Source organism: Bacillus sp. FJAT-29937 (assembly GCF_001509555.1).
Taxonomy (GTDB): Bacteria; Bacillota; Bacilli; order Bacillales; family Cytobacillaceae; genus Cytobacillus.
The window spans coordinates 28,130-40,649 of the sequence record NZ_LMAS01000011.1 but is presented as its reverse complement, the minus strand read 5'-3'; the positions used below and the strand labels follow the sequence as shown (position 1 = coordinate 40,649).

General features: G+C 36.7%; 9 protein-coding genes. All 9 read right to left on the bottom strand.

Annotation, left to right across the window (positions count from 1 at the left end; genetic code table 11):
• Positions 1-338 precede the first annotated feature (338 nt).
• The 9 genes from AR328_RS19055 to AR328_RS19015 all read right to left on the bottom strand — a co-directional run bounded on the left by AR328_RS19055 (position 339) and on the right by AR328_RS19015 (position 12,275).
• On the bottom strand, positions 339-1,946 hold the full coding sequence (locus AR328_RS19055; protein WP_066299978.1) for an N-acyl-D-amino-acid deacylase family protein: 1,608 nt from the start codon (positions 1,944-1,946) through the stop codon (positions 339-341).
• Positions 1,947-2,255: 309 nt separating this feature from the next.
• Complete coding sequence (locus AR328_RS19050) at positions 2,256-3,245, bottom strand: ABC transporter ATP-binding protein (protein WP_066299975.1); 990 nt, start codon at positions 3,243-3,245, stop codon at positions 2,256-2,258.
• 3 nt (positions 3,246-3,248) lie between these two features.
• On the bottom strand, positions 3,249-4,244 hold the full coding sequence (locus tag AR328_RS19045; RefSeq protein ID WP_066299972.1) for an ABC transporter ATP-binding protein: 996 nt from the start codon (positions 4,242-4,244) through the stop codon (positions 3,249-3,251).
• Between the two features lie 24 nt (positions 4,245-4,268).
• Positions 4,269-5,183, bottom strand: a complete 915-nt coding sequence (locus AR328_RS19040) for an ABC transporter permease (RefSeq protein ID WP_066299970.1) — start codon at positions 5,181-5,183, stop codon at positions 4,269-4,271.
• 20 nt (positions 5,184-5,203) lie between these two features.
• Positions 5,204-6,154: an ABC transporter permease gene (locus tag AR328_RS19035; RefSeq protein ID WP_066299968.1), complete on the bottom strand. Its 951-nt coding sequence runs from the start codon at positions 6,152-6,154 to the stop codon at positions 5,204-5,206.
• 69 nt (positions 6,155-6,223) lie between these two features.
• Positions 6,224-7,783 carry an ABC transporter substrate-binding protein gene (locus tag AR328_RS19030; protein WP_066299966.1) on the bottom strand — a complete coding sequence of 520 codons (1,560 nt, stop codon included), beginning with the start codon at positions 7,781-7,783 and terminating at the stop codon, positions 6,224-6,226.
• Positions 7,784-7,940: 157 nt separating this feature from the next.
• Positions 7,941-9,122, bottom strand: a complete 1,182-nt coding sequence (locus AR328_RS19025; RefSeq protein WP_066299963.1) for a hypothetical protein — start codon at positions 9,120-9,122, stop codon at positions 7,941-7,943.
• Between the two features lie 680 nt (positions 9,123-9,802).
• The gene (locus AR328_RS19020; protein WP_066299960.1) at positions 9,803-11,023 is read right to left on the bottom strand and encodes an amidohydrolase; all 1,221 of its coding nucleotides are present in this window, start codon (positions 11,021-11,023) and stop codon (positions 9,803-9,805) included.
• Positions 11,024-11,036: 13 nt separating this feature from the next.
• Positions 11,037-12,275, bottom strand: a complete 1,239-nt coding sequence (locus AR328_RS19015) for an amidohydrolase family protein (protein ID WP_066299952.1) — start codon at positions 12,273-12,275, stop codon at positions 11,037-11,039.
• Between the last annotated feature and the right edge of the window lie 245 nt (positions 12,276-12,520).

Here is a 12,520-nt window from a genome sequence, read left to right as displayed (position 1 = left end):
TACATCTTACTTTTTAATAAACACTAGGTCACGACTAAGTTGTCTGAGTCACGACTGAGTTGTCTGGAGACAGAAGAAATGTTCAAGGACATTATTGTTGGTAACTGGAAAATCGTTTTGTATCAAAGGAAAAGGTACATTATAAATAAGTTTAACCTGTATTAATGTTGGTAACCACTTTATAAACTTAAATTAGCATTTACACGAATACACCAATTACAGAACCACCATTTTGAATTGTAGCAACAAGTTGAGGGGCAGAGGATATAACCTCTTCACCCCAAGTTTATTCCTGCAACTTAACCATCTCATGTAAATCGTTTATCTAAGTAAGTTTCTTAAATTGTAACGTTCTTTGCATATTCAAGCCCCCGCCTTAACACTTGACCCTCAGTTACTCCTAAGAACTCCCCATTTTCAACAGCCAGTTCGCCGTTAACAAAAACGTAATGGATACCTGATGGCTCTTGTAACGGATCTTCATAAGTGGCGTTATCTTGAATGTTTTCTGGATCAAAAATAACGATATCTGCAGCATAGCCTTCTTTTAGTAATCCTCTGTTTTTTAGGCGTAATAATTGAGCAGGAGCACCTGTCATTTTTCGTATTGCCTGTTCAAGTGTTAGAGCTTGCTTTTCTCTTACAAAGTGACCTAAAACTCTCGGGTAAGTACCGTATAAGCGTGGATGTGGTTTACCCCCAAAAATTCCATCAGAACCTACAACTTGTAATGGATGCTGCATTCCGCTAGTAATAACTTCTTCATCTCCCCAGTGAATAATCATAGTAATTCCGGCATTTTCCTCAAGGAGAAGCTTAATTGCAGCATCAGCTGGTTCTACACCAAGCAGTTTGGAAATTCCCACCATATTTTGACCTTCAACCCATCGATTCTTTTCTGTTGAAACGGAGGTAAGTGTTATATTCTCCCACCCGCAATTTAATACATGGTTTTCATAATCGGTATTATTCTTAAGATCCTCTTTTATACGAGCTTGTATATCAGGGTCTTTTAACTTTTCCAGCAATTCTGCTGTTCCACCAGAATGCATCCATGGAGGCAATATAGCATGAAACACCGTGGATCCCGCTGTATACGGATATTGATCAAATGTCACTTCTATACCTTCTTTTCTTGCTTCGTCCATTTTGATGAGGGACTGTTCATAATTAGAACGATTAATTTTCCCAGCTACTTTAAAATGGGAAATATGAAGGCGTACACCTGATTGTCTAGCTACATCAATAACCTCATCCATGGCCTCTAGTGATTTATTACTTTCATTACGTATATGGACTACAAAGCATCCATCATACTTCGCGGCTCCCTTACAGATTTCAATTAGCTCTTCTTTACAAGAGAATACATTAGGAGGATAAACAAGGCCAGATGACAGTCCAACGGCTCCTTGCCTCATTCCTTCTTCAACGAGTTCTCTCATTTTTTTCATTTCTTCCTTAGTAGCTTGACGACCGTCAAATCCCATTACCAATGTACGAACAGCACCGTGGGGAACAAGATAGGTCGCATTTCCTGCTATTTTGGATTTATCCAAAAAATCCAGATATTCTTCAATTGTGTTCCATGGCCAATCTCCAATATCTCCGTTTAGCCCTTTTAATTGCTTTTGCCAGAGTGGTTTTGTGGCTTCTGATACTGGCGCAACAGATATTCCATCCTGTCCAAACAATTCGGTTGTGACCCCTTGTAAAACTTTTATTTTATGAATCTCAGGTTTTATACAAAGAAGGTCAGAGTGTACATGTGTATCGATAAAGCCTGGAGTTACAGCCATTTTGCTTGCATCGATTATCCTATCTGCAATTTCATTACTAAGATCACCGATTCTATTAATAATCCCGTCTTTAATTCCTATATCAGTTTTAGTCCAGGGATTTCCCGTTCCGTCATAAAGATTTCCACTTTTTATAATAAAGTCAAACATGATAAATCCTCCTGTATTTTAATAGATTGGTTTTTCTTTTAAGAAAGATTCAGTTTCTAGCAAATACTTATTAAATATTTGATTATTAATTTCGAATCCAATCCCAGGTCCATCAGGGACATTCAACGTACCAGGATTTAAGAATCAACTTCAGGTCTTACAATCTCCTTTTCACAATAGCAAGTTGATGCTGATGTATCTCTAGGGATTATGAAATTATCAAAGGACGAAAGAGCAATGTTATGGGCTACTTTTCATCATTTTTCCAAAATCCACATTCTTAATTATTAGTAGCCTCCCTAATTTCGTCTATTTTTCTAACAAATAACAACTTACAAAGTGTTTTTCTCCTACTTTGATTCTTGGCGGAGCATCCTTCTTGCATATTTCCATTGTATAAGGACAGCGAGTATGAAAAACACACCCTGATGGAGGATTAAGTGGTGATGGAATTTCTCCCTTAAGAATGATTCGTTCTTTTTTTGCTCCCGGATTTGGAATAGGGACTGCAGATAAGAGTGCTTGTGTATAAGGATGATATGGGTTTGCAAACAATCCCTCTACAGGAGCTTCTTCTACCATATATCCGAGGTACATAACACCAATCCGGTCGGAGATATGTCTAACCACACTGATATCATGTGCAATGAATAGATAGCTTACGTTTGATTCTCGCTGAATTTGGCGGAGAAGATTTATAATTTGGGATTGAACAGAAACGTCTAGTGCTGAAACAGGTTCGTCACAAACAACAACTTTTGGATTCACAATCAAAGCCCGCGCAAGGCCAATTCGTTGCCTCTGTCCACCTGAAAACTCATGGGGAAAGCGGTAATATTGTTCTTCGTTTAATCCAACTTTATTAAGGATCTCAAGGACCATTTCAATACGATCGTTTTTGGTTCCAATATTATGGATCTTCAGTGATTCCTCTAGAGCATTCCCGATACGTATTCTAGGGTTCAATGAAGAAAACGGGTCCTGGAACACCATTTGAATATTCTTCCGGACTGCCATTAAATCTTTTTTGTGTATTTTAAGAATATCTTGTCCATCTAACAAAACACTTCCTGAGTTCGGCTCTATCAAACGGAGGAGGCTTCTTCCAGTTGTGCTTTTACCACAACCGGACTCTCCGACAATCCCTAAGGTTTCCCCTTCATATAAATCAAAAGAAACATTATTAACAGCTTTTACGATTCCAGGCTTCGCTCCAAAGGTTTTCTTTATTTTAAAATGTTTTTTTAAGTCCTTTACTTGCAACACTGGGTTCCTCTGATCTGTTTCCGTCCCTAACATTGGTTATGTAGCCTCCTTTAGAAGAATTTCTTTATAATGCCAGCATCGCACCTTTTGCTTTTCATCATAGGATTCTAGTTCTGGATTTTGTTGATGGCACTTTTCATCAGCATACGGACAACGCGTTGAAAAACGGCAACCCTTCGGTGCTTTATCAAGAGCAGGCACATTTCCTTTTATTACGTGTAAGTCTTCTTCTCGATTTCCATCAAGTTGCGGAATAGATTTAATTAGACCTTTAGTATATGGGTGAAGCGGGCGTTCGAATAGCCTATTCACATCTGCCTCTTCCACAACCTGTCCAAGGTACATTACAAGGACTCGTGTACAAACCTCTGCGACTACCCCTAAATCGTGAGTGACGAGAATAATTCCCATATCAATCTTCTGATTTAAATAGGTGATTAAATCTAGAATTTGTGCCTGAATTGTTACATCAAGAGCAGTAGTTGGCTCATCTGCAATCAATAATTTGGGTTCACAAGCTAATGCCATTGCAATCATGACCCGTTGTTGCATTCCTCCCGATAGTTCATGGGGATATTCATTTATTCTCTTTTCTGGAGAAGGGATACCTGTTAACTTAAGGTATTCAATAGCCTTTTCATAAGCCTCTTTTTTAGAAATCTTTTTATGAATTCTAAGTACTTGGGCAATTTGATGTCCAATTGTATAAACAGGATCAAGGGAACTTAGTGGATCCTGAAATATCATAGATATCTCATTTCCTCTAATACTTTCCATATCTTTTAATGGTAAATTTAATAAATTTCGATTTTCAAAGAGTATCTCTCCATCATACTCAACTAGATGTTTTTCATCGAATAAACGGAGAATAGATTGAGAGGTAACACTTTTTCCACAACCAGACTCTCCAACTACTGCTAAAACTTCCCCCTTACCAACATGAAAACTTATTTCCTTTAATGCCTGTAACTTTCCGCGTTCTGTATAAAAATGAGTTGAAAGCTTGTTTACCTCTAGTAATTTTTCTGTCAATTTTCACACCACTCTTTCAATTAATTATTTTTTCTTTCCTTTTGATCCCGTTGGATCTAGTAAATCACGTAGGCCATCTCCAAACAGATTTAGTCCTAAAACTGATAGAATCATAAAAACACCTGGAAAAACTGTAAGCCACCACGCATTGAAAATAAAGAGCTTACCATCGAACAAAATATTGCCCCATGTCGGATCTGGAGCAGGAACTCCAACACCAAGAAAGCTTAACGCAGCTTCAAGAATAATTGCTTCCGCAAAGATAAATGTTACTTGAACAATTAAGGGGGACATCGTATTTATTGCCATATGCCGCCAAATAATTCGCGAAGAGCTTGCACCCTGAGCTATCATTGCCTCAATGTAGGTTTGTTCTCTAATGACAAGAGCTGACGATCGTACAACCCTAGCAACATAAGGCGTATAAACAACGCTGATTGAAATTACTACATTTGTTATTGTAGGTCCAAGTGCTGCCATAATAGCAATCGCTAGTAAAATAGCAGGAAATGCCATCATTGCATCACAAAATCTCATCAAAATTCCATCAAGAAAGCTGTAATAGCTCGCATACAGGCCGATAATAGTACCCAAGATACCAGTAATCAAGGCCACAAGAAAACCAACCTTCATAGATACTTGTGTACCATAAACAACCCTACTGAAAAGGTCACGACCAAAATTATCCGTTCCAAACCAATGGTTTATTGATGGACCTTGCAGTTTATTTACTACAACCATTTCGTAAGGGTTTTGTGTTGCAATAAATGGCGCAAATATAGCGATAACCGTAAGTAGTAGGGTAATAATTCCTCCAGTAATGGCCAATTTATTTGAAAAAAATCTTTTTAATAGAAGGTGCCTTTGCTCCCTTTTTAATCGATCCTTTGTTTGATAAAATCCCACACTATTTCGTTCAACATCGACTTTTACTTCCATTTTTCGCCCTCCTTTCTATACTATTTTCTTCCTAATTTAACTCTCGGATCGATAACACCATAAAGTAAGTCAATAAATAAATTAATCGTTAGATACGATAAAGTAATAAACAAAATAGAACCTTGAATAACTGAATAATCCCGTCTTTCAACTGAGTTCAAAATAAGCTGTCCAATTCCAGGAATGTTAAAAATAGTCTCCGTAACGGCAGCCCCCGCAACAAGCGCACCTAAAGTCTGTCCAATTACCGTTACAATGGGAATAAATGAGTTTCGTAGAGCATGTTTATAGGTTAAGACCCCTTCTTTTACTCCTTTGGCTCTAATTGCCTTTATAAAATTTAAATTTAAAACATCCAGTAGGGAAGCCCTTGTCATACGGGCAATCAATGCAGCGTGCATCGTTCCTAGGGCGATTGCAGGAAGAATTAAATGCTTAATATGATTCCATAATCCCGAACTTAGAGGAGCATAGCCAGCTACAGGCAATAACTTTAACTGTACGGAAAAAATTAAAATTAAAAACAAGCCAAGTAAAAAGCTTGGGACAGAAATTCCTAATAAGGAAAGACCCATAAAAGATTGGTCAATAAGTGAGCCTTTTCTCTTTGCTGCAAGAATTCCAATTGGAATAGCCAGAATAATTGCAAATATTTCAGCTATAATAGCTAAAGAAAGGGTTGGTCCTAAATGCGAAAAAATTGAATCCAAAACTGGTTGTTTCATAAAATATGAGTAACCAAAATCACCTTTAAAAAGATTTATTAACCAATTAATATATTGTTGATATATTGGTTGATTTAAGCCAAGCTGCTCTCGGACAGCATCAATTTCCTCTTGACTTGCTTGATCCCCTAACATAACTGCGGCAGGATCACCCGGAGTTAGATGAATAATTGAAAACACAACAACAGATACAATCAACAACACTGGTATTAAAGATTGGATTCTTTTTATGATATAGCTAGTCATTGGGTTCCTCCTTTCATTTTCCCCTAAATTTTGAAGCAAGCAGAGAAAAATCCTCTGCTTGCTCTTTCCCTATTCAGATTTTGATGTATTCCAAAGAATATATCCTTCAAGAAAAGTTATTCCTTTCACTTTGTTGGACATTCCATAGAAATCGTAGTAATCTCCAAACTTTGTTATCGGCAAATAGTCATATATTCTGTCCTGAAGTTTATCCCATACAACCTTGGCCTCTTCAGTAGTTTTAGATGAGTTAATTTGTGCCGTGAGTTCTGTTATTTGTGGATCATTTGTCCATCCTGGCCATGCTGATCCCAAGTAAAGAATTTGTGCTGGAGACAATACTTTTGGAAACGCTGTGATAAATGCATCATATTCACTTGGTTTAGCCCTAGTCTCTAAGACTGTTGCCCAATCGACAACCTCCAATTTCACATTTACCCCAATTTTTCCCAGTTGCTCCTTAATAACAACTGCAGTATTGTACATATAATCAAAATCACGTGTAGCGAGGATTTTGATTTCCTCCCCATTGTAACCAGCTTCTTTCAAGAGCTCCTTTGCCTTTTCTAAATCATGTGTGTTATATCTATCTTTTCCGGCTTCGCTATACCATTCTTTTTGCTCTATAACTGTATGTCCATGGTCAAGTCTAAAAAAGTTTTCATTTGAGAATCCTGCCATCATAATACTCTCCAAATCAAGTGCAGCATTGACCGCCTGCCTCATCTTTTGATCTGAAAAAATCCGTTCTTGTTTGTTATAAATCAATCCTGTTGGTCCCGACAAATCAAGAATTGTTTCTATGTTTGGATTACTTTTCAACATTTCATAGTTATCAGGAGGTAGCAGCAATCCAATATCATACTGACCTGTCTGTACTCCAGCTACCCTAGTAGAACTATCTGTAACAACATGGAAATAAATATCATTAACTAGAGCTTCTTTTTTTCCAGATAGCCCATCGGCTGGATAATCAACAGGACTATAATCTTCATACTTGGTAAGATGAATATATTGGTCCTGTTTCCAGTCAACAAATTTGAATGGGCCTGTACCGATATATTCTGTTACCCCAGTTGGATCAGCTGATTCAACCACCTCTTTCGGCATAATAGCTGCCATTTGCGATGCATCAGCAAGTAAAGCAAGAGCACCAAAAATATAATTTGGCAGCTTCATTACAACAGTATAATCATCTATTACCTCAAAGGTCGCATCTGGAATTGCGGCTTTCGCCTTAGTTGAGATGCCTTTCCACTTATTAAGAGATGCAACAACATCTTCTGCCTTCATTTCTTTTCCATTATGAAATTTAACTCCTTTACGAAGATGGAATGTAAAGGTTTTACCATCTTCACTTTCATCAATTGACTCGGCCAGCATGGGAACAACTTTAAAGGATGAGTTAAGTGCAACAAGCTGTTCATATATATGTCGAGTTAGGTGTGAAACAGTTGTTGCAGTAGTCATATGAGCATCTAACGTTGTGGGCTGAGCGTTAATTGCAACGTTAAGCTCGCCTCCAGAAATTTTGCCAGTTTTGGGTGGTTCCGATTGCTTTGTATCCGTTTTAGAACTGCACCCAACGATTACAAATAGACATAGAAAAATCATGATCAGTTTTTTCAATTCTAAATTCCCCCTCTTAATAGAAAAAAACTACTTTATAGGAACTTCTTTGTGCCGATAACGAAATAACTGAATATTATGAAAAATAAATCTACAAAGCGTTTTCAATTGGATATATTGGTCTAGTTATCTTCTTGTATTCAAAACTACTTAACTTTTAGCCCTTTAAACGAAAAATTCTGCGTGGCTTTCCCCTTGATTGAAGGGCCTCTTTTCCAATAACAATGATTGCCTTCTCTTTTTGAAGCAATCTAAAGAATCTTTGGACACTTTTGACGGATAGACCCATATATGATGCGACTTCATTAGCTGTAAATTCGTCTCCTGCTTGGTGAATAGCATGATAAATCTTTCTAAGTGTCATTGTGCTAAGATTGGTTCGTTCTGCAAGACTAAGAAGAAAAGAATCAGTGGTACGTAATTCTAAAATTTTAGATTTCCTCATACTTGTTAATGGACCAATAATTTGCTGTTGTTCATTAACAATGAAACAACAATTACCTCCGGCTTTCTGCGCATTCTTAACAGCTATTTTGGCTGAATGAGCCGCGAGATTAGTTGTTCCTCCTATTCCGATCCCTAGGTTTAGCGTCACCTCCTTTGGTAAAGTTTTTTTATGAAAAATGGAAGGAGGTCTAGTAAAACCCTCAGTTGTTTTTTCGATTAAGGCTCTTGTTGTAAAAAAGAGAAACTCTCTTGGTATGGTTTGTATGCACTGTCCATCTAGCTCCTTCACAAAATTAAAAACTAGCTGTTCCAGCTGAAGATTGAATCTTTGTATGTCCTGATATTGTTTTTCTTGTGTCCACTCATCGTAGTGATTAACATTGATAATCCCTACAGACCCTTGATGACCAGCATTATGGAGATTATCACATTTTAATTTGACCTTATCGAGTGTTTCACGGATCACCAATCGAAGAGGACTTATTTTTATACAAGGAACACCTCTCTTAATCAACTCTTTATGGCAAGAAGCTATCCCCGTAACGGTACCTTTTACTTTTCCATCATTATATAGACTTGTGTGATATTCAACCAAATCTTTGCTGTCATAATTATTATTAAACTCAAATATATACTTTGGATTCTCAGTCAGTTCCAATTCCCTGAATGTTTCCAACAATAAATCGAGGTTTACAGTATCGAAACTAAAGGTGCAAACATCTCCAACTTTTTGAACTTTGAATAAGGCTCTTAATAAGCCCAAACCGTGAAAAGGTATATACATACTTGGAATTTGTTTTAAAATATTCTTGCTTTGAACGATGTAATAAGGGACTGGTCCTGCAAAAAGAATAAAATTAAAATCATCCCCTAACCTTCTTACAATATCCAAACATTCCTTCTCTGATTGATAAATTAAGGGAATTAAATTAATTGTAGGATAGAATACTTGTAACTCCATACAATTTGTAACGATATCTTCAGGCCCAATTAAAGCTACTTTTGATTGTACGCGAATAATTCCCCCCTCCCTTTAATCAATAAAATGCGCCTTTATTAATCCTTATTTTAAATGAAAGGAAATATAATAGTCGATATTTTCTGAATTCCCAATATTCCATTATTGAAAAATTCTAAAACTAATTATTTGCTGAAAAACACAACCTAGCAAGTAGATTATTAATAGAAAAAGGTACTTGCAGTATCGATAACCTACCAACGCAAAGCGAAAAATATACGCTAAGGAATTTGTTCAGATAACCTTGAGTTACTGAACACCTTATGGTTAAAGGGGTTAAAAGGATTTCCCCCGTTTTTTAATGTTCAATTACTTATCCCTTTATCTATATGTTCAGTTAATAAGCAAAAGATAAGTTTTGTTACACCTATAACAGTCTAAGCGTACAGAAAATATGCTTTTTTTATATCGAATTTTGCTTAACGTATGTTTTGCGCAGAATGTTGGTAGTACGCCTTTAAAAAATAACGTTCCTTCCCCCAATTCCGCAAGAGCGGAACGGAAAAAGCGCTCATTCGATTTTAGTAGAATTAAATACTGAACTACCTTAATTCTTATATTTGGCCAGCTACCACTTTTCCTTTAAAGATAACGACTTCACGCTTTGGAGTTCTTGCAACTGTTTCCGCTGAGCAGGAAGCATTAACAAGAATTAAATTGGCGTCATCACCCACAAGTGGCCACGTAACCTCGCCATCTTTATTTAATGGTGTTGTTCCGCCTGTTGCCCATTTAAGTGACTGAGCTAATGAGAGTTCATCGCTTTTACGATAAATCTCCCCAACTCTCTTTACTTTTTCTAAGACATCTCCATTCCCAAATGGTCCCCAAGAATCATAGAAACCATCACAGCCTGAATATATATTGACTCCTTTTCGGTCTAAAAGATCGATTGGAGGGAATGAATGTTTAATTGGAATGGTAGACATAATTGAGATTCCAAGGTCACTTAACTTATCAGCGATCTCTTCCACTTGTGAGGTCGGTACGTCTCCAAGGCTAAATGCATGACTGACGGCAGCACGATTCTTCCAGTTTGCATCTTCCACCATATCTGTGAATTTATCAATTGTATATAAACCAACATGTCCTCTATCATGCAAATGAATATCAACATCAGCATCAAACTCTGTGGCCAGATTCATTATTTCATATAGTGATTTCTCGATATTATGATCAATGCCCGCTGGGTCCAGTCCACCTACAATATGAGCCCCAGATCTCATTGCTTCTTTCATTAGAGAGATAACATTATTTCTTAAAAGACCATGTTGTGGGAAAGCAACGATTTCATATGTCAACTTATCAGAGTAATTCTCAAGCACTTCTTTCACACCTTCTAAGTTTTTTAACCCGATATACGGATCAATATTAACATGTGTGCGAATATGCGTAGATCCTTTCGAAAGGATCAACTCAATCATTTCACTTGCCCGCTGCTTTACAGTAGAAGCTAGTTCTTCTAGTTCTAATGCTTCAGTAAGTAATCGTCCTTCTAAGTTTTTTGCAGGTTTGCAAGCCTTCCATTCCAGTGAAAGATAGGTTTTATCTAGATGATTATGCATTTCTTTAAAAGTTGGAATTGCTAAAAACCCCTTACCGTCTATTGTTTTTTCACCTTGAGGAATATTAAAGTTTTGATTTTGCTTTTCAATAATTTTTTCATCTTTAATTTTTAAATGGAATAAATCTGTTTTTGTTGTGTAAACGCCTTTTTCATCTCGAAGGTAACCTGTTTCTAACTGAACATTTTTCAACCAATATGCAGTTGACAATTTAAATCTCCCCCTAAGCCCGTACTGTATCAGATTCTACCAATTTGCTTTCAACCTTTTTCCCTTTAAAAAATAATGATTCAATATTTGCCCGTCTTGCTATTGCTTCTGCTGAACAAGTAGCATTAACTAACATCATAGTTGCATCATCGCCAACTTTTGGCCAGATCTGTTCCCCTTTTCCATTTAACGGTGTTATGCCACCAGTTGCGAATTTAAGCACAGAAGATAAAGAATATTCGTCAATCATCCAGAATCTTTCAGCAAGTACTCCAAGCTTTTGAATTGTGTTTCCTGTTCCAAATGGAGACCAATGATCAGTGATACTGTCATGCCCTACTGATACTTTAATACCCAACCGATCAAGTACTGGAACTGGTATTGTTGGACGATTAACAGGAATGGTAGATGTTATATCAATCTCCTGGTCTTTTAATTTCTCAGCTATTTCAGTCAGAACCTCTCCTTGCAGATCGCCTAATGCATGCCCATGGCTTATCGTTGCATTTCCTTTAAGACCTGCTTCTTTCGTATATCGAGCCATTCTCTCAAATGTAAAAACACCTAAAGTATCTGGGTCATGAAGATGGATATCTACACCCTTATTATTTTCAACTGCAATTTCAAAAATAGTATATAAAGACTTCTCAATATTTCGATCTACCGTGGCAGGGTCTACACCGCCAACCAATGTTGCCCCATTTTTCATCGCATCCCTAATCAGATTTACTGATTCACTTCTAAGCAAACCATGCTGCGGAAAAGCCACGATTTCATAAGTAAGAACATTTTCATATTTTTTTAAAGCATTAACTGTAGCCTCTAAGTTCTTTAGGCCAATCACTGGATCAATATTACAATGGGTTCGAATATGCGTATGACCATTTTTTATATATAATTCAATCATTTTCTCAGCACGCTCTTGAGCTGTTGGTAAAAGTTTAGGAAGAAGTTCTCTTTCTTCTTCCATTCTAGTAAAAATCCCTTTTGTCATTGGCGTACAAGCTTTCCAAGGCCCTCCATAATATGTTTTATCAATGTGAGTATGCATATCTTTTAATGAAGGAAGGAGTAAATACTTATTAGCATCAAACTGAACTTCAGATGAATCTGGAAGGGTATCTGTGATTTCTGTGATTTTTCCATTCTCTATCTTTAAGTGACAAATTTCTGTTTCGGTACCGGCAATTCGATCATTTTCATATACAAAACATTTTTCTAAGCGAACATTCGTTATCCAATGTGTTATCATTCCAATTCCTCCTTTAGAGACTTTTTAATAGACAAAATCATTATAGTTTACTCTAAGTGCTATTTTTGCATAAAATTGTCACTAGCGTTTCGTTGATTAAATTTTAATATTAAAGGGACTCATAATATTCACTAATTTTATTTTGTGCAAAGAAAAAGCCCTTTATATTGGATAAGTCAGATAGTAACCCGTCCAAATCCACTAAAAAAGGACTAACGCATGGACAAGATTACACGAAAAATTTC

Coding starts and splice junctions, on each gene's coding strand:
- AR328_RS19055 (WP_066299978.1), bottom strand. CDS start 1,946: ATGTTTGACTTTATTATAAAAAGTGGAAATCTTTATGACGGAACGGGA.
- AR328_RS19050 (WP_066299975.1), bottom strand. CDS start 3,245: ATGTTAGGGACGGAAACAGATCAGAGGAACCCAGTGTTGCAAGTAAAG.
- AR328_RS19040 (WP_066299970.1), bottom strand. CDS start 5,183: ATGGAAGTAAAAGTCGATGTTGAACGAAATAGTGTGGGATTTTATCAA.
- AR328_RS19035 (WP_066299968.1), bottom strand. CDS start 6,154: ATGACTAGCTATATCATAAAAAGAATCCAATCTTTAATACCAGTGTTG.
- AR328_RS19015 (WP_066299952.1), bottom strand. CDS start 12,275: ATGATAACACATTGGATAACGAATGTTCGCTTAGAAAAATGTTTTGTA.